The organism is Thermus arciformis (assembly GCF_900102145.1).
Lineage (GTDB): Bacteria > Deinococcota > Deinococci > Deinococcales > Thermaceae > Thermus > Thermus arciformis.
Map to the genome: position 1 here is coordinate 1 of NZ_FNBC01000047.1, position 15,513 is coordinate 15,513.

Annotated in this window: 20 protein-coding genes, 3 pseudogenes and 1 riboswitch; of the genes and pseudogenes, 13 read left to right on the top strand and 10 right to left on the bottom strand. The window is 70.9% G+C overall.

Annotated elements, in window-relative coordinates:
* A pseudogene (locus tag BLP62_RS14160) lies at positions 1–323 on the top strand (transposase); the annotation flags it as partial.
* Between the two features lie 379 nt (positions 324–702).
* On the opposite strand, the gene BLP62_RS14165 reads toward BLP62_RS14160, so the two are convergent.
* Positions 703–1,518: a type II toxin-antitoxin system VapC family toxin gene (locus BLP62_RS14165; RefSeq protein WP_342341989.1), complete on the bottom strand. Its 816-nt coding sequence runs from the start codon at positions 1,516–1,518 to the stop codon at positions 703–705.
* Positions 1,519–1,589: 71 nt separating this feature from the next.
* On the opposite strand from BLP62_RS14165, the gene BLP62_RS11955 reads away from it, so the two are divergent.
* Positions 1,590–1,985 (top strand): type II toxin-antitoxin system VapC family toxin, encoded by a 396-nt coding sequence (locus BLP62_RS11955; protein WP_093008562.1) that lies wholly within the window; start codon positions 1,590–1,592, stop codon positions 1,983–1,985.
* An 84-nt stretch (positions 1,986–2,069) separates the two neighbouring features.
* Here BLP62_RS11955 and BLP62_RS11960 read toward each other — a convergent pair whose 3' ends face one another.
* Both BLP62_RS11960 and BLP62_RS11965 read right to left on the bottom strand, forming a co-directional pair.
* Positions 2,070–2,567 carry a SixA phosphatase family protein gene (locus BLP62_RS11960; RefSeq protein WP_093008563.1) on the bottom strand — a complete coding sequence of 166 codons (498 nt, stop codon included), beginning with the start codon at positions 2,565–2,567 and terminating at the stop codon, positions 2,070–2,072.
* Between the two features lie 95 nt (positions 2,568–2,662).
* Complete coding sequence (locus BLP62_RS11965) at positions 2,663–4,189, bottom strand: Ppx/GppA family phosphatase (protein WP_241374290.1); 1,527 nt, start codon at positions 4,187–4,189, stop codon at positions 2,663–2,665.
* Between the two features lie 12 nt (positions 4,190–4,201).
* Here BLP62_RS11965 and BLP62_RS11970 point away from each other — a divergent pair, with 12 nt between their 5' ends.
* The 10 genes from BLP62_RS11970 to BLP62_RS12010 all read left to right on the top strand — a co-directional run bounded on the left by BLP62_RS11970 (position 4,202) and on the right by BLP62_RS12010 (position 13,066).
* On the top strand, positions 4,202–6,028 hold the full coding sequence (locus BLP62_RS11970; RefSeq protein WP_093008565.1) for a polyphosphate kinase: 1,827 nt from the start codon (positions 4,202–4,204) through the stop codon (positions 6,026–6,028).
* 282 nt (positions 6,029–6,310) lie between these two features.
* Positions 6,311–6,396, top strand: a riboswitch (cyclic di-GMP riboswitch).
* 59 nt (positions 6,397–6,455) lie between these two features.
* A complete protein-coding gene (locus BLP62_RS11975; RefSeq protein WP_093008566.1) occupies positions 6,456–6,818 on the top strand; it encodes a hypothetical protein in 363 nt (120 codons plus the stop codon).
* A 126-nt stretch (positions 6,819–6,944) separates the two neighbouring features.
* Complete coding sequence (locus BLP62_RS11980; RefSeq protein WP_093008567.1) at positions 6,945–7,553, top strand: hypothetical protein; 609 nt, start codon at positions 6,945–6,947, stop codon at positions 7,551–7,553.
* An 82-nt stretch (positions 7,554–7,635) separates the two neighbouring features.
* Positions 7,636–8,406: a hypothetical protein gene (locus BLP62_RS11985; protein WP_093008568.1), complete on the top strand. Its 771-nt coding sequence runs from the start codon at positions 7,636–7,638 to the stop codon at positions 8,404–8,406.
* Positions 8,391–8,981, top strand: coding sequence for a hypothetical protein (locus BLP62_RS13825; RefSeq protein ID WP_093008569.1), 591 nt, complete (start codon positions 8,391–8,393; stop codon positions 8,979–8,981). Before BLP62_RS11985 ends, BLP62_RS13825 begins: the two co-directional genes overlap by 16 nt.
* 58 nt (positions 8,982–9,039) lie before the next feature.
* Complete coding sequence (locus tag BLP62_RS11995) at positions 9,040–11,427, top strand: hypothetical protein (protein WP_093008570.1); 2,388 nt, start codon at positions 9,040–9,042, stop codon at positions 11,425–11,427.
* A gap of 67 nt (positions 11,428–11,494) precedes the next feature.
* Positions 11,495–12,022, top strand: coding sequence for a helix-turn-helix domain-containing protein (locus tag BLP62_RS12000; RefSeq protein ID WP_425315109.1), 528 nt, complete (start codon positions 11,495–11,497; stop codon positions 12,020–12,022).
* Positions 12,019–12,252 carry a hypothetical protein gene (locus tag BLP62_RS13645; RefSeq protein WP_143004367.1) on the top strand — a complete coding sequence of 78 codons (234 nt, stop codon included), beginning with the start codon at positions 12,019–12,021 and terminating at the stop codon, positions 12,250–12,252. Before BLP62_RS12000 ends, BLP62_RS13645 begins: the two co-directional genes overlap by 4 nt.
* Positions 12,234–12,581, top strand: coding sequence for a hypothetical protein (locus BLP62_RS12005; RefSeq protein ID WP_241374288.1), 348 nt, complete (start codon positions 12,234–12,236; stop codon positions 12,579–12,581). Before BLP62_RS13645 ends, BLP62_RS12005 begins: the two co-directional genes overlap by 19 nt.
* On the top strand, positions 12,578–13,066 hold the full coding sequence (locus BLP62_RS12010; RefSeq protein WP_093008571.1) for a hypothetical protein: 489 nt from the start codon (positions 12,578–12,580) through the stop codon (positions 13,064–13,066). Before BLP62_RS12005 ends, BLP62_RS12010 begins: the two co-directional genes overlap by 4 nt.
* Here the strand turns inward: BLP62_RS12010 and BLP62_RS12015 are convergent.
* The 6 genes and pseudogenes from BLP62_RS12015 to BLP62_RS14545 form a co-directional block, all read right to left on the bottom strand.
* A complete protein-coding gene (locus BLP62_RS12015; RefSeq protein ID WP_093008572.1) occupies positions 13,063–13,458 on the bottom strand; it encodes a type II toxin-antitoxin system VapC family toxin in 396 nt (131 codons plus the stop codon). The two genes, BLP62_RS12010 and BLP62_RS12015, sit on opposite strands and share 4 nt — an antisense overlap.
* Entirely contained in the window at positions 13,451–13,705 is a 255-nt protein-coding gene (locus BLP62_RS12020; RefSeq protein ID WP_241374287.1) for an AbrB/MazE/SpoVT family DNA-binding domain-containing protein, read from the bottom strand. The genes BLP62_RS12015 and BLP62_RS12020 overlap by 8 nt, the downstream gene beginning before the upstream one ends.
* A 24-nt stretch (positions 13,706–13,729) precedes the next feature.
* Positions 13,730–14,071 (bottom strand): hypothetical protein, encoded by a 342-nt coding sequence (locus tag BLP62_RS12025; protein ID WP_093008574.1) that lies wholly within the window; start codon positions 14,069–14,071, stop codon positions 13,730–13,732.
* Entirely contained in the window at positions 14,068–14,283 is a 216-nt protein-coding gene (locus BLP62_RS12030; protein WP_241374286.1) for a hypothetical protein, read from the bottom strand. The genes BLP62_RS12025 and BLP62_RS12030 overlap by 4 nt, the downstream gene beginning before the upstream one ends.
* A 35-nt stretch (positions 14,284–14,318) precedes the next feature.
* A pseudogene (locus BLP62_RS14540) lies at positions 14,319–14,450 on the bottom strand (IS701 family transposase); the annotation flags it as partial.
* Positions 14,443–14,732 (bottom strand): annotated as a pseudogene (locus BLP62_RS14545) (hypothetical protein); the annotation flags it as partial. The pseudogenes BLP62_RS14545 and BLP62_RS14540, both read right to left, overlap by 8 nt.
* A gap of 146 nt (positions 14,733–14,878) precedes the next feature.
* Between BLP62_RS14545 and BLP62_RS13830 the strand changes: the two are divergent.
* Positions 14,879–15,127: an MGH1-like glycoside hydrolase domain-containing protein gene (locus BLP62_RS13830; RefSeq protein ID WP_425315110.1), complete on the top strand. Its 249-nt coding sequence runs from the start codon at positions 14,879–14,881 to the stop codon at positions 15,125–15,127.
* Here the strand turns inward: BLP62_RS13830 and BLP62_RS12040 are convergent.
* Positions 15,116–15,513 (bottom strand): aldehyde dehydrogenase family protein (locus BLP62_RS12040; protein WP_143004368.1); only part of this gene is annotated, 398 nt, incomplete at its 5' end. The genes BLP62_RS13830 and BLP62_RS12040 overlap by 12 nt on opposite strands.

Below are 15,513 nucleotides of genomic sequence, written 5' to 3' on the forward strand. Positions count from 1 at the left end.
TCACCTGGGGAAGGAGGCGGTTCACGGTAGAGCACTTCTTCCGGGCTGCGAAGAGTGAGTTCTCCCTGGGGCAGTTCGGGCAGCGGACGGCCTTGGGGGTGCACCGCTTTCTGGTGCTCTCCCTTCTGGCCTACCTGCTGGCCCACTGGGTGGGGATGGAGGGGAAGGGGAGCTGGCGGGAGGCCAGGGAGGGGGCAGCTCGGGTTCTCTTGCCCGAGCTGGTGGTGCAGGTCATCCTGCGGGAGCTCCACGCCCTGGGTCTGGGGCCGCCGGGGGGAGGGGGTGAAGGTTTATGCGGGGTATGCGGGAGGTGCAAGTTTTGAGTCAAGTTACCCCATTCGTTCCCTTTCCTCCCCGCTTGTTGCCCTTCCGGGCTTGCGAAAGGTTGAGAGAGGTCTTCATCGTGGGGAAGGCTGTTGGGGTAGTTCATCGCCATGTAGCGACTGTGTAGCCAGGCCCAGAAGCTCCACTCGGGGTCTTCCCGCACGGGGGAGAAGCTCAGGTAGCTCCGCCAGAAGTTCCAGGCCTCCATGCCCGAACGCTCGCCAGGGTTCAGAACCTTGAGGTAAAGAGGGACGACCTCTTCCACCGCCTTCCCCGAGGCGTCCTCCCCCGTGAGGACCACCTCGTACTTGAAGGGGCCCTGGGGAAGGGCATCGGCGGCCACCTGGAAGGTGAGGGACACTTCGGGGGCGCTTGGGGTCAGGGTGAAGGTGCCCCTCGGGTGCTCCACCCCGGGGTAGCGGCTTGTGTCCCAGCCAGGGCAGGACGAGGTGCCCTTGGCGCAGGGGTCGGCGAGGGCCACCCGCAAGGTGACGGGGCCCGCCCCCTCCCGGAAGGAGAGGCGCAGGGTGTAGGTGGCCGTTTCCCCGGGGGCGACGGTCTGGTCGCTTTCCCCCACCACCTGAGCCTCAAAGGGCTTGGGCTGGGGAAGAAGGGACTGGAGGGTGTTGCAGGCGGAAAGGAGCAGGGCGAGGAAGGCCAAAAGGAGGGTTCCGAGCCTGGCTCTAGCCATGGCCCCATATTACGGCCCGACCTGGACTCTTCCCGGGGAAAGCGGGCATCCAGGATGTAGACCTGCCTCACCCCGGAGGCCAGGACCGCCGCCCAGATCAAGGCGTCCCCGAAGGAGACCCTCCTCGAGGGGCGGCAGAGGAGGAGGGCCCGCATCCAGAGGTCCTTGTCCCCGCCCACCGCCTTCAGGTTCTCCTTCTGGAGGAGAGCCAGGAGGGCGTCCACCACCTCCCTTCTTGGGACCCCGTACACCGACTCCAGGACGTAGGCGGTCTCCACCAGGGCCACCTCCGTGATCCCCAGGGTCTCCTCCCCGTCCAGGACCTGGGCGGCCCGCTCCGCCAGGTGGGGCGGGTCCCCGGTGAGGTAGCGCACCAGGAGGCTCGTGTCCACCAGGGCCTTCACCCTTCCCCCTCTTGGGGCCAGGAGGCCCGGGAGGACGGCACCCTCGAGCTCCTTAGCGCCCGCGAGGTGGCTCGCCGGGCCAAGGGCATGTTTGCCCACGTAGCCCCTGGGCGAAGCCTGGTGGAGTAACTTCGTGCCGAACGTCGGGAGGAGGCCAGGCGGGAGGAGGGGTGAGGGCGGTCCTGGACGCCTCCGCCCTCCTGGCCCTCCTCGAGGGGGAACCTGGGGCCGAACGGGTAGTGGAGGCCTTGGAGCAGGGGGCTTACCTGAGTGCAGTAAACCTGGCCGAGGTCCTCTCCAAGCTCGCCGACTGGGGACAGGACTCCGACGGAGCCCGAGCCCGGATGGAGGAGGCGGGCTTCTTGGGGGCCGCGGTGGAGGTGCTCCCCTTTACCGGGGAGGATGCCCTGGAGGTGGCCAGGCTCAGGGTCTTGACTCGGGTCCAGGGCCTATCCTTCGGCGACCGGGCCTGCTTGGCCCTGGCCAGGCGCCTGGGCCTTCCCGCCATCACCGCGGACAGGACCTGGGTCAGGCTCAGCCTGGGCATCCCGATAGAGGTGATCTGACCCTGAGGGAGACCACGGTCTAGGCCAGGCACACCGTTCCGGTCGTGGAGGCCCACCTGGCCCGGGGCAGAAGGCCGCAGGGGCCTAGATCCGGAAGACCTTGGGGGGAAGGAGGGCCCGCAGGACCATGCCCCCGGGCCGCGGGGTGCCCTCCAGCCAGGCCACCCCGCCCTTCTTCAGGAGGAAGCGCTCCCCCGCCCCAGGGGGGGCCTGGTCCCCCAGGAAGTCCCCGAAGAGGAGCCAGGCGAGGAGCTGGCTCAGGTAGGGCTCGTGCCCCACCAGGGCCACCCGGCCCTCCTGGGGAATCTCCTCGAGGAGGGCTGGGCCCGGGGGCTTTGCCAGGTGGGGCGTCACCCGGCTTTCCCCTTCCAGAAGCTCAGCAAGGAGCTCCGCCGTCTCCAGGGCCCGGCGCTTGGGGCTCGTGAGGAGGAAGGTGAGCTCTACCCCCAGGGCCTTCAGGCCCCGCACCACCTTGCGGAAGCGCCGCACCCCCTTGGGGGCGAGGGGCCTTTGGTCGTCGGCCTCCTCCCCTTCCCCTTCCGGGGGGAGGGCCAGGGTGTGGCGCACCAGGAAGAGCTCCATGCCCCCATCCTAAGTGCCCGCACCTTGATTTCGCCACACGGGACGCCGGAAGTAGGGCTTTGCGAAGGCTCTTTTGGGGCCCCCGCTCGGGGTACTTAGCCCCGGTCCCCCTCCCACACCACCTCTAGGGGTTTGCCGAAGGCCTCCCGGAAGAGCTCCCCCTGCTTGACGGCCTCCACCCGCTCCACCCAGGGGTCGGCCTCCGCCTCGAGGCGGAGGCGCACCCCCGCCCCCACCTCCACCCGCACCCCCCGGACCCGGCCCGAGCGGGTGCGCTCCAGCATCTCCGCAAGGCGCAGGAGGACCGCGAGGCGCTTCAGGCGCTTCCCGTCCCCCCGGGTTAGGAGAGGGCGGAGGCTTCCCGCCTCCGGGTTCCCCCGGCGGTGGTAGCGCACCAAGAGGGCGAGGAGGGCCTGCTCCCGGTGGCTTAGGCCCAGGAGGGGCTCGGCCAGGACCAGGTAGGCCCCGTGCCTGTGGTGGTCGTGGTAGCCAAGGTGCATGCCGATGTCGTGGAGGTGGGCGGCCTCGAGGAGGAGCCGCTCCTCCTCCTCCCCGTAGCCGTGGAGGGGCCTTGTGCCCTGGAAGAGGGCCTGGGCCAGGGCCTTCACCCGGTCCCGGTGGGGGTGGGGAAAGGGATAGCGCAGGAAGAGGTTCTCCACGGCGAAGGCCCGGGGGTCCGGGAGGAGGTGGGGAGGGGGGAGGAGGCGGGAGAAGAGCACCCCCTCGCGGATGCCCAGGCCGCTCACCCAAAGCCCCAGGGCCCTGAGGCGCCGGAGGAGGGCCCGGAAGAAGAGGGCGGTGGCGGGGAGGGTCCTGGCCCGGTCGGCCTGGAGGCCGGGAAGTTCCATCCGCGCCCTCAGGGGAAGGCTCAAGAGGTCCTCGGCCAGCTCCTCCACCCCTTCCCGGGGCAGGTGGTAGCCGTGGAGGAGGTCCAGGGGGTAGCCCCGCCGCTTCTGGTGGAGCTTGGCCAGGGCCCTTAGGTTCCCCCCGAGGCCCACCACGGGGAGGCCCGCCTCCAGGGGGAGGCCCTTGAGGGCCTTTTCCACCGCCTCCTCCAGGGCCCGCACCTCCCCCTTCCTGGGAGGGTCTGAAGGGAGGAGGGCCTCCGTGAGGCGCAAGGCCCCCAAGGGGAGGGCCTTTCCCCAGCCAAAGCGCCTTTCCCGCATGAGGGAGACTTGGGCGCTTCCTCCCCCCTGGTCCACCACCACCGCCTCCGCCAGGGGAAGGGCGTTGGCCACCGCCAAGACCCCCAAGGCCGCCTCCTCCTCCCCCGGGACCACCCTGGGGCTTAGGCCGAGCCGCCTGGCCTCCTCCAGCACCAGGTGGCCGTTTTCCGCGTCCCGGATGGCGCTCGTGGCCAGGGTCACCGCCTCCTCCGGGGCCAGGACCCGGAGGAAGTCGGCGAAGGCCCGAAGGGCCTGGACCCCCCGCTCTAGGGCCTCCTCCCGGATGCGCCCGGAGGCCAGGCCCTCCCCCAGGGCCACGGGCTCCCGGAGCTCGTCCAAAAGCCGGTAGGCCCGCCCCGGGACGAGCCCGTAGAGGGCGAGGCGGAAGGTCCCCGACCCCAGGTCCAAGACCGCGAGGGTCCGGGGCTTGACCTTCTCTTGACCGGGTTCTGGCATAACCTGGAGCAAATGCGCCTCCTCCCCGAAACCAGCTGGCTCCAGTTTAACCGCCGCGTCCTCGCCCAGACCGAGCGGCCCGACTTCCCCCTCCTGGAGAGGATGCGCTTTTTGGCCATCTGGAACCGCAACCTGGACGAGTTCTTCGCCGCCCGCGTGGCCAAGCCCTTCCTGGAGGGCAGGGGAGGGCCGGAGCACCTCGCCCTCCTGGGGGAGGCCAAGGCCCAGGCCCTCCTGGCCCAGGCCCGCTACCGGGCCCTCCTCCAGGAGGCCGCCCCCCGGATCCGGGTCCTGGAACCCCAGGAGCTGGACGAGGTGGACTGGCGCTACTTCCGGGTCTACCTGGCGGAGGTGGTGGCCCCCAAAACCGACCTCATCCCCTGGGAGGCGGCCTCTGACCTGAGCCACGGGGCCCTCTACTTCGCCTCGGAGGGCTACCTGCTCCGCCTGCCCCAGGACCTTCCGAGGCTCCTCCCCGTGCCCGGGCAGGAGGGGAGGTACGTCCGCCTGGGGGCCCTCATGCGGGCGCGGAGCGACCTCTTCCTCCCCGAGGAGGCCCCCCTTTGGGAGCTCCGGGTCCTCCGGCTTTTGGAGGGCGAGCGGGCCCGGGCGGACTGGGACGAGCTGGCGGAGAGCCTCGAAGCCCGCCAGGAGGGAACCCCCACCTTCTTGGCGGTGGAGGAAGGCTTTCCCGAGGACTGGCTTCGCCGTCTGCGGGAGGCGTTGGGCCTTCTGCCCGAGGAGGCGGTGGCCCTGGCCCCGCCCCTCAACCTCACCCTGGTGGAGCGCCTGGTGGCCGAGGGGCCCGAGACCTGGCGCTTCCCTCCCCTGCGCCCCTCCAGGCCCCGGGACTTCCTCAAAGACCCCCTGGGCTACCTCAGGCGGCGCGACCTCCTCCTCTACCACCCTTGCGAGGACTACGCCGCCGTGGAGGGCTTCGCCCGGGCCACCCTCGCCCCCGAGGTCCGGGAGGTCTGGGCCACCCTCTACCGCATCGGGGAGGAGAACCCCCTGGCCGAGGCCCTCCTCGAGGCGGCCCGGAGGGGCAAGCGGGTCCACGTGCTCCTGGAGGGAAGGGCCCGGTTTGACGAGCTCCTAAACCTCTGGTGGTACCTGCGCTTTTACCGGGCGGGGGTGGAGATCCTCCCCCTCTCCGAGCGCAAGGTGCACGCCAAGGCCCTCCTCCTCCTCACCCGGGAGGGGGGGTTCGCCCACCTGGGCACGGGCAACTACAACCCGGTGAACGGCCGCCAGTACACGGACTTCTCCCTCTTCACCGCCAGGCCCCAGGTGGTGGCGGAGGTGGAGGCCTTCTTCCGGGCCATGGCGGCCAAGGAGGACCCCAGGCTGCGGCTTTTGCGCACGGGGGAGGAGATCCGCGCCCTGCTCCTGGAGAAGATCCGGGCCGAGGCCCACCCCAAGGGCCGGATCCTCCTCAAGTTCAACCACCTCACCGACCCCCTCCTCCTGGAGGCCCTGGTCCAGGCCGCGACCAAGGGGGCCCGGGTGGACCTCGTGGTGCGGAGCACCCTCACCCTCCTCCACCCCCTCTTCCACGCCCGGAGCCTGGTGGGGCGCTACCTGGAGCACGCCCGGATGGCGGCCTTTCGGGCGGGCGGGGACTGGGAGGTCTACCTCACCAGCGCCGACGCCATGCCCCGGAACTTCCAGAACCGCTTTGAGCTCCTCTTCCCCCTCTTGGATAAGGGCGCCAAGAAGAAGGCCCTGCGGGTGCTCAAGCGCCAGCTCAAGGACCGGAGGAACGCCTTCCTCCTCCTCCCCTCGGGGGAGGAGCGCCTTTGGGGCAAGGGGCCCGATGCCCAGCGGTGCAAGGGGTGAGGCGTGGAACCCCTCAGGGGGCTTTCGCCAGGGCCCCCATGTGGTCCAGGGTGCGGGCGCGCGCCCGCACCTGACCTCAGTTTAGGACTCGTTCTTCCAAACGACCCCGGCCGTCGGGACCTTTGTACCTCTTTCTCCAGCCTGCGAGGGGGTATCATGATCAACGGGGAAGGTTATTCCCTTCCCGGAGTTAAGTGAGGGCGAGGAGGCCTGCCCTTCAGGTGGACCCCCGGGGCAGGCGGAGCCAAGGCGATGGGGGTCCGACCTGGCCCTAAGGTCATTAGGGCGTCTGGGGGCGAAGAACCGTGACACCCAAGATGGGCGCCAAGGGGCACGGGGAGCCAGTGGCGCAACCGACCAGGCGCGTTCAGAACGCCTTCTCGGGTGTACCGCCCGCGCTCCCCCCGCCCCGGAAAGGGGGCGTGGGATGCTCAGGGGCTTCTTGACCTTCCTGCTCTTCGTCGTACCTTTGGCCCTGGCGGAAGGACCTGTGGCGGCCTCGAGGGTGGGGGTGGCCATTCCCCCTGTGGCCTTCCTCAGGGTGGTTTCCCCTTCCCCAGGGACCCCCACCTTCGCGGAGGCTTTAGAGCTCTCCTCCGGGCGCCACGTCCTGCGGGTGGTGGCCAACACCCGGTGGAGCCTCTTCCTCTCCGTCCGGGAAAAGGTCCTCGTGGACGGGGTTCCCTACGGGGAGGGAAGGCACGTCCTCGAGGGGAGAGGACGGAGGGAGGTGGTCCTCGAGGTGGAGGAGGGAGGACGGGTGGAGGTGGGGGTGGGCCTAGGGTTTTGACACGGCTTTCACACCTCCCGGTAGAATGCCTACCGAGGAGAGGCGAGGAACCCTCGAGCCCCACATGGGCGCCATGGGCCGAGGGGGAGCCAGTGGCGCAACCGGCTCCTCACCTTTTGGGAGGTGATGAGCGTGCGCAAGCTTCTGGCCCTCATGGCCCTCGGGCTCGGTCTGGCCCTGGCCCAGACCACGGACAGCCACACGGTGACGGTGCAGATCCCCTCCGTCCTCCAGCTCACCCTGGACGCCACGGACTACCTCTTCAACTTCGGGGACACCAGCCTCTCGGGGACGGAGACCGTGACCGTGGGCGGCACCCCCTACACCAAGGCCTCCTACAACGCCTACCTGACCTTCCTGGACGGGAGCGCCTCCACCCAGGACTTCGCCCCCACGAGCGTGGCGGGCACGGGCGGGGCGGACTACGGGACGGTCACCGTGCGCACCAACCGGGCCCAGTGGACGGTGAAGATCGACACCGCGACCGGCTTCACCACCCTTTCCCCGGGCCGGGTGAAGGTCTTCGCCGAGAAGGTTTCGGGCAAGGGGGGCTCCTGGACAGCAGTACCCACCACCGTGGCGGCCAACACCACCCTCTTCAACGCTGGTGGGGGCGGCCAGGGGAAGAGCGTCTACAAGCTCTACTACCTCTTCACGGCCGACATCAACGATGACATCCCGGTTGGCGGCCTGAACGAGGTGATGACCGTGAACCTCCTCCTGACCACGCCGTAAACGCCCTCGCCCTGCGGGGCCGCCCCCAGGGGGCGGCCTTTTTCCTGATCGCACAGAAGGAGCGAAAATGTACCATGATCCCATGACCGCCCAAAGAAGGAGCCGATGGGCGAAAGGGGTTCTACCTCTCGCCTTCCTCCTCCTCCCCGCCCTCGCCCAGGTGGACCTCACCCTCTCCCCCGCCAGGCTGGAGCTCCTCCTCTCCCCGGGCGAGGTGCGGGTGGAGCGGGTGACGGTCAAAAACGGCCTCCCCCGGGAAGAGCCCATCGCCGTCCGCCTCGTCCCCTTCGCCCTCTCCCCCGAGGGCACCGTGGTGGAAAGCCCCTCCCCGGGCCTTTGTCCCTACGTCACCGTCTCCCCCACGGCCTTCCTCCTGCCCCCTCAGGGGAGCCAGGAGGTGGCCTTGCGGGTGGAGGCCCCGGGGGAGGGGGAGGGGGAGGGCACCCTGGCCTGCCTGGTGGTCTTCGGTGCCCAGCCCAGGCCCCTCCCGGGGGCGGGGGTGGGGGTCTCCACCCGGCCCGAGCTCGGCCTCGCCGTCTACCTGACCCTCCGGGGGACGGAAAAGCCCGCCCTCAGGGCCAGGGTGGGGGGCGAAGGAAAGGCCCTCCCCGTCCTCCTGGAGAACCCGGGGAACGTTCTCCAGAGGCTCTTTGGGGAGGCCCTGGTCTACGACCGGGAGGGGAAGGAGGTGGCGAGGCTTCCCGTGGAGGACCTCCCCGTCCTCCCCGGGGGGTACCGGAGGCTCTCCCTCGCCCCCGAGGCTCCCCTTCCCCCGGGGCGCTACCGGGTGGTCCTCCTCCTGGAGAGCGCCCACGGGCGCTACGCCGCGGAGGGCGTATGGGACGTGCCCTAGCCCTCCTCTTCCTCCTCGCCCCCGCCCTGGGGCAGACCCTCTCCTGCGATGCCACGGAGGTGCACTACAACTTCTCCGCCCCCGGGCCCCTCCAGACGGTGAACGTGGGCGGGCAGGACTACTACGTGGCCAACCTGGCGGCCTACCTGGCCCTCCTCTCGGGCACCTCTCCCCTCCGCTTCCTCCCCACCCAGGTGCTGGGGGGGACGGGGAGCCGGGTGGCCTGCCAGGTGACCACCCCGAACGGGGGCGGGGGCGGAGGGACCCTCTGCGGGGCGGGCGCCACCCGGTGCCTCCGGGTGTCCCAGGTCACGGGCACACTCCCCGTGCCCGGGGACTGGACGGGAAGGCTCTACGTCCTCGGGCAGGTGGTGTCGGGGAACGCCACGAGCCACGTCCCCACCCCCACCCTCCTCTCCACCGTCCCGGACGGGCGGGGGCTTTTCAGCGTGGGGCGGAACACCACGGCGGTCCTCTGGATCTACTTCTTCCTGGAACTCTCCCCCGAGGACCTCTTCCCCTCCCTCCCGGCGAGCGGGACGATCGCCGTTACCTACCGCCTCCAAAACAACTGAGGTGTCGCTGTGAACCTCGCTCTTTTGACATGAAGACGCCAGATCCGCGAGGGTCCGGATGACCCCCAAGGCCCTTCTCCTCCTCCCCTTCCTCCTCCTCGCCCTGGCGGCGAGGCCGGGGGAGGTCCTGGTCCTCCCCTTCGCGGGCCTCCCCGAGGGGAGCCTCGAGGCGGACTCCCCCTTTCCCCTCCTCCTCCCCCCCGAGGCCCGGGAAGGGGTGGCCCTGGCCGTCCTCCTCGTCCCGCCCCACACCCCGCCCGGGGTCTACCGGGTCTGCCTGGGGGGAGTGTGCAAGGAGGTGGCGGTGGAGGCCCGCCCCGGCCTTTCGGCCCACTTCCCGGAGGAGGTCTTGGGGAGGGAGCTGGTGGGGCGCCTCAAGAACACGGGGAACGTCCCCCTTAGGGTCCACCTGAGCCCCCTCCCCCAAAGCGGGGTGGGCTTCCCCCCCGTGGCCCTCGCCCTCGCCCCCGGGGAGGAGCGGGAGGTCGCCCTCGCCCTGGAGGGGGCGGGGGAGGGGTGGTTTCAGGTGGACTACGGCGAGGGGCGGCTCCTCCGCCGGGTGAGGGTGCTGGGGGAGGGCGGGGTGGTGCCCTACGTCCTCCGGGGGTGGGCGGAAGGGGCCTACCCCGGCCCCGCCCTCTCCCTCGCCTTGGAGGGCCCCCTCTCCCGGGAGGCGGGGGTGGCCTTCCGGGGAGGCCTCGGGGAGGGGGAGGGCTTCCGCCTCGCCCTGGCCCTGGGCCCCTACCGCCTCGCCCTCGGCCTTCCCCTGGCGGCGGAGGCGGGCTACCGGGAGGAGGGCCTGGAGGTGCGGGCCGCCTACCCCTGGGCCCTGGAGGGGCGGTTCGGGAGGGAGGAGGTCTACGCCTTCCGCCTCTCCCCGGAGGCCCTGGGCCTGGGGTACGCCGGGAGGGGCTTCTCGGCGGGGCTCTCCCTTCCCTTCGCCAGGCCCGAGGGCCTCTCCTTCCGCCTGGAGCGCTACGGGGAGCCCCACCTCTACGCCCGCTGGGAAGGGGGGCCTTATGTGGGCTTCGCCTCCCCTCCCTGGCGGGGGGAGGCGGGGCTCGGGCCTTCGGGGCCTTCCCTCCTCCTCGCCTTCGGCGGGGGCGAGGGGGGGTTGAGCTACCTCCTGGAGGGAGGGTACCGGGGAAGCCCCTTCCTCGCCCTGGGCCTGGGGTACGGGTTTGGGGGCCTGGGCCTCTCCTTTCGGGGAAGCCTGGAGGGGGGAAGGGTGGGGCTCGCCCTGGGGGGAAGCTTCCGGGAAGGCCCCTTAGAGGCGAGGGCGTGGCTCGCCCCCGGGAACCTGGCCGCCTCCCTCGCCTTCGCCGAGGGGCCCTACGCCCTGCGGCTGGAGGGGAGGTCCGGGGGGAGGGGCCTCGAGGCCCGCCTGGAAGGGGCCTACGCCTTCCGCCTCCCCGTCCCCGAGGGGCTCACCCTGGCCCTCGGGGGGTATGAGGAGGTGCCCCTGGAGGGGGAGGTGCGCCACCTTGGAAGGCCCGTGGCCTCCGCCAGGGTCCTCGCCGGGGAGCGGTGGGTGGAGACGGACGAAAAGGGGCGCTTCCGCCTCTACGTCCCCCGCTCCAGGACGAGGGTGCGGGCCGAGGGGCCGCCCTCCCTCCTCGCCCTCCCCGCCGAGGCCTCCTGGAGGCCGGAAGAGGGCTTTCTCCGCCTGGAGCTTCCCCCCGCCGCCCTCCTCGTCCTCGCCTGCGAGGGGCCGGGGAAGGGGGCCTACGTCCTCGGGCCCGTCTCCCTCCCCCTGGACTGCGGGGGGCGGGCCGTCCTCCCCCCGGGCGCCTACCGCCTCCTGCCCCTGGGAGGGGGAGAGGAGGTGCGGGTGGACCTCGCCCCGGAGGAAAAGCGGGAGGTCCTCCTCCGCTTCCTCCCCCCCGCCCGGGAGGCCCTGGAGGAGGCGAGGCCTTTGGAGGTGGAGTGGCCTAAGGTCCTCGCCCCGGGAGAGGTGGGGCGGGTGGTGGTGAAGGGGGCGGGGGAAGGGGTGCGGCTCCTCGGGGCCCCCCTCCTCGCCCGGGAGGAGGGGGAAGGGGGCCTCGTCCTCCTCTTCCAGACCCCCTGGGAGGCGGAAGGAGGCCTCCCCCTCGCCGTGGAGGAGGGAGGGAGGCGGGTGGAAAGGCTCGTGCCCGTGGACCCGAGGAGGCCCCTCCTGGAACTCACCCTCTCCCCGCCCAGGGCCAGGGCGGGGGAGGTGGTGGAGGTGCGCCTCTTGGCCCGCTTCCCCGCCCACGGGGCGGAGGTGGAGGTGGGGGACAGGGTCTTCCCCCTCTCCCCCCTCCCGGGCCTTCCCCCGACCTTCACGGGGAGGGTCCTCCTCACGGAGGAACTCCTCCGGGAGGTGAGGGAAGAAGGGCCTCTGCGCTACCTGACCCTCCGCTACCGGGCCTGGCAGGGGGAGAGGGGGGTGGAGGGGAGGGGGAGGCTTCCCCTCGCCCGCTGAGCCTTCCCTGGGTTTTTCTCTTAGGACGGGGGCATGCGGCTGACCAAACCTCCGGCTAGAACTCAAGCTGCGGCATCACCCGGACAACCTGCACGCCCTCTACCGGGAAAGCGAAGACCCCGTGGAACGCGCCCGCTGGCACGCCATCTGGCTCCTCGCCACAGGCTACTCCATCCCCCAGGTGGCCCAGGCCCTGGGCTACTCCACCCGCTGGGTCCGCAACACCCTCCACCGCTACAACGAAGGCCAGCCCATGGCCGACCTCCGGCACCAAAACCCAGGCCAGCCCCCCTTGCTCTCCCCGGAGCTTCAGGAAGCCTTCCGCCAGGCCCTCCTCCAGCCCCATCCCCAGGACGGGATATGGACCATAAGGAACGCCGCCCTGTGGCTCTCGGAGAGGCTAGGCCGTCCCGTGGACCCCAGGCGGGCCTGGACCTGGATGAAGCGCCTGGGCTTCGCCCCCCTCCGCCCCCGTCCCCGGCACCGGGAGAGGGACGTGGAACTTGGGTGCGGCCGCGGTACCGGTGGCTTTACGTGTACGGCTTCGTGCGTCCGGGTACGGGGGAGAGCGAGTTTTGGCTTTTGCCCACGGTGAACGCTGTGGCCTTCTCGGAGGTCCTGGGGCGCTTTGCCCGGTTGCGTGGGGCTGGGGAAGGGAAGCTTTTGCTTTTGGTCTTGGACCGGGCGGGGTGGCACGTGTCGGGGCGGGTGGACACCGAGGAGGAGCTTTGGGCGAGGGTGGAGGCCCGGTGCGCCTACCTGCAGGCCCAGCCGGGCCTGATCCGGAGCCATACCCTCTTTCACTGGTGGCCGCGCGAATGGTGAGGGAGTGGATCAGGGGGATTTCTTATGACCTCGCCCAGGGCCTCCCCGCCCAGGTCCGGGAGGAAGCCCCCTCCCTGGTGGCCGACCTGGTGCGGGGCTCCCTGCGGGGCCTCTCCGACTACGTGCGGGCCAGGAGCCAGCAGACCACCGTCACCACCACGCCTTCGGGCACGGTGATCCAGCAGGGGCAGGCCCCGCCCCTGGAGCTCTTCCTGGGGGCGGCGGCGGCAGACCTTTTCTCCGTCCCAGAGGGCACGAGGGCCGTGGTCCGGGTGGCGGAGGTGGCCCAGGGGACGCCCCTAACGGTCCTGGTGCTGGGGGTCCAATGACGGCTCTCGCCGTGGACCTCGCCTGGTCCGGGGGGCAGGTCCGGCGCTGGGGCCTCGTCCCCCCCGAGGAGGCGGTGCGGGTGGAGGGCTACCTGGGCCTCACCTACTACCGTAAGGAGGAGCCCGTGGCCTTCTGGGCCCACCCGAGCGTGGCCCGCTACCCCCTCACCGCCCTCCGCCACCTGGCGGGCCTGGCGGAGATGCGCCTCCTCCTCGGGGTGCCCCCTGACCCCCGGGTGTGGCGGGTGAGCCCCAAGCCCCGCCACCCCGTGGAGGAGCCCGATGGGGTCTGGCTCACCCCCGAAGGCCCCGTGGCCCTGGAGTACGACGCCGGGGCTTACGCCCGGGCCCGGGTCCGGGCCAAGGGGGAGGCCTTCGCCCTGAGGTTCGTGGGGCAGGTCTGGGGCGCCCCCGTCCCGGAGCGGGTGGCCTACCTGAGGCGGTTCCTCCCGGGAGCGAGGGTCCTCCTGGCCCCGTGGGCCTAGCGCACCACCGCCACCTCTACCCCCGGCACCGCCCCAGCCCAGGTCCGGTCCGCGGTGAGGACGGCTAGGCCGCGCACCTTCCCGGCGGCCAGACAGGCCCGGTCCCCCAGGGAAAGGCCCAGGGGCCGGGTCAGGGGGTCCAGGGCCCCCGCCTCCAGGGCCTCCTCCAGGGTGAAGGGCAGGACCTCGAGGCCCATGGCCACAAGCCGCCGCACGATGCGCTCCGGGTCCTTCCCCCGGGCCTTGAGCTTGCCCGCCACCTCGGCGAGGTTCACCGCGCTGATGGCCGCCCCCTCCCGAAGGGCCTCCCGCACCGTCTCAAAGCCCGGCTCCCTCTGCAGGTAGGCGAGAAGGGCGGAGGCGTCCAGGAGCTTTCGCGGCCCCTCAGGCATCCCGCTCGGCCTCAAGACGGCGCTCCCTCAGAAGCTCCTCGGCGAGGCTTTCCTGAATGTCGGCGAGCTCGGCCCAGAGCTCCTCCTCCAGCCGCTCCCAGGGGGTGAGGACCAGGCGCCCGTCCTCCACCAGGGCCGCCAGCCTGGCCCCCGGCCCCAGGCCCAGGGCCTGGCGGAGGGGACGGGGAAGGAGCACCCGGCCCTGGGCGTCCAGGGTGAGCGTGGTGAACTCTGCTTTCTTCCCCATATAAGCCATTCTACACCAAAGTCCTCACGACCCCCCACACGAGAGGCCCTTCACGGGCCTTTCGTCGGGGGAAGGGGTGTACCGGGGAGGCGGGCCGATGAAGGTACAGGCCCCGTACCCCCCGGTGAGCATGCGGATCAAGGGGTAGAAGGCCGCCGTCCTCCCGCCCTGCCCGTTCGGCACCGGGGCGAGGAGCCCCGCGAGGAGGAGGAGGGCCGCCAGGCTCCACTTGGCCCGCCGGAGGTCCCCCATCACCACCCGGTAGCCCAGGAGGACCACGGCCAAGAGGACCAGCGCCCCCACCAGGACCAGAGGGGGGGTGAGGGCGCACACCAGCCGGCTCACGCTACAAAGGACCTCGTTCATAGGCCCACCAGGGAGAGCAAGCTCTTAGCGTTCCAGGCGAGGATCCCCCCGATGAGGGCGGCGATGAGGTAGCCCACCCCCCGGTCCCGCTCCCCGATGGCGATGAGGAGGCCGCCCAGGGCGAGGCCCAGGGTGGTGATGGCGAAGACCAGCGCCTTAGGGGGCTCCACGCTCAGCACCAGGCCGTTCATGGCGCTCGCCACCTCAGACATACACCACCTCCGCGCCACCTCTCTTAGGACCGGACTTACGCGGCCTCCACCTGCACCGGTAACAGAGGGCTCAAATCCAGGCTCAGCTTACCCGCGATGAGTCTCCGTCGGCACTGATAAAAGCTCAACCCCCGCCAGTGCCGGTGCCCCCTCCACCCAAGCTCCTGCGTAGCTTTTGGCGAGGTCCTGGCCTTGCAACAGGAGAAAGATGGCGAGGGTCAGGAGCTCGGCCAGGGTGGCCTTCTGGTGCTTTTGCTTTGGGGGGAGCTTGAAGCCCTGGGCCTCCAGGGCTTTCAGTTCGTCAGCAAGGTACGGGCTAAGCCCGTGACCTACCCAGATGTAGGTAGCCGCGAGGGTCAGCTCCGAAGGAGCTATCTTGCGGGTTTCCGCGTCAAGATGGTAAGTCAGCCGAAGGCTATGTTCTGGGGGTGCTCACGATCTTGCCGCATGGCACCCCCTCTTTTTTCACACCCCGGGAGTCCAGATCAAGTAGCACACGAAGGCATAACTCTTGACACGACCCCTCCCCCAGACGCGTGTGGCCAGGCTCTACCAGAAAGAAGATGGCGCCTTCACCTAGGGAGCACGCCACCTCCTGCCCACCGTACCCCCACGCGACCCCACCTTCGAGGCCCGCCGCTACTGGCGGGGCCCCGTTTGGGCCCCCGTGAACTACCTCCTGGCCCAGGGGCTCAGGCGCCACGGGCTGGGGAAGGAAGCCCATCTCCTGGAGCTGGTGGAACGGCAAGGGTTCCGGGAGTACTACGATCCCCTCACCGGGAAAGGACTGGGGGGCCGGGGTTTCTCCTGGACGGCTGCCCTTTACCTCGCCCTAAAAGCCTAGGGACACGTACTTGACCTCCAGGTACTCCAAAAGGCCCCACTTCCCCCCTTCCCGGCCGAGCCCCGAGCGCTTCACGCCGCCGAAGGGGGCCTGGGGGGTGGAGGGTACCCCGTCGTTCACCCCCACGATGCCGTAGGCCAGGGCCTCGGCCACCCGGAAGGCCCGGGAGAGGTCCCGGGTGAAGACGTAGGCGGCGAGCCCCACGGGGAAGCCGTTGGCCCAGCGCACCGCCTCCTCCTCCCGGAAGAGGAGGCTCTCCGGCTTCACGTCCAGAAGCACCGTGGGGGCGAAGAAGAGCCCCTTGGCCTCCCCTCCCGCCACGAGCCTCGCTCCCTTGGCGAGGGCGTCCTCCACGTGGGTCTGCACCTTCCGGAGGGCGGCCTCGT

Excerpts from the sequence above, each read along its gene's own strand:
- BLP62_RS11975 (WP_093008566.1), top strand. The coding sequence starts at position 6,456 with ATGCTCAGGGGCTTCTTGACCTTCCTGCTCTTCGTCGTACCTTTGGCC.
- BLP62_RS12025 (WP_093008574.1), bottom strand. The coding sequence starts at position 14,071 with ATGAACGAGGTCCTTTGTAGCGTGAGCCGGCTGGTGTGCGCCCTCACC.
- BLP62_RS11980 (WP_093008567.1), top strand. The coding sequence starts at position 6,945 with ATGAGCGTGCGCAAGCTTCTGGCCCTCATGGCCCTCGGGCTCGGTCTG.
- BLP62_RS11960 (WP_093008563.1), bottom strand. The coding sequence starts at position 2,567 with ATGGAGCTCTTCCTGGTGCGCCACACCCTGGCCCTCCCCCCGGAAGGG.
- BLP62_RS11965 (WP_241374290.1), bottom strand. The coding sequence starts at position 4,189 with ATGCCAGAACCCGGTCAAGAGAAGGTCAAGCCCCGGACCCTCGCGGTC.
- BLP62_RS11985 (WP_093008568.1), top strand. The coding sequence starts at position 7,636 with ATGACCGCCCAAAGAAGGAGCCGATGGGCGAAAGGGGTTCTACCTCTC.
- BLP62_RS12030 (WP_241374286.1), bottom strand. The coding sequence starts at position 14,283 with ATGTCTGAGGTGGCGAGCGCCATGAACGGCCTGGTGCTGAGCGTGGAG.
- BLP62_RS11970 (WP_093008565.1), top strand. The coding sequence starts at position 4,202 with ATGCGCCTCCTCCCCGAAACCAGCTGGCTCCAGTTTAACCGCCGCGTC.
- BLP62_RS12015 (WP_093008572.1), bottom strand. The coding sequence starts at position 13,458 with ATGCCTGAGGGGCCGCGAAAGCTCCTGGACGCCTCCGCCCTTCTCGCC.
- BLP62_RS13825 (WP_093008569.1), top strand. The coding sequence starts at position 8,391 with ATGGGACGTGCCCTAGCCCTCCTCTTCCTCCTCGCCCCCGCCCTGGGG.
- BLP62_RS11995 (WP_093008570.1), top strand. The coding sequence starts at position 9,040 with ATGACCCCCAAGGCCCTTCTCCTCCTCCCCTTCCTCCTCCTCGCCCTG.
- BLP62_RS12010 (WP_093008571.1), top strand. The coding sequence starts at position 12,578 with ATGACGGCTCTCGCCGTGGACCTCGCCTGGTCCGGGGGGCAGGTCCGG.
- BLP62_RS12020 (WP_241374287.1), bottom strand. The coding sequence starts at position 13,705 with ATGGGGAAGAAAGCAGAGTTCACCACGCTCACCCTGGACGCCCAGGGC.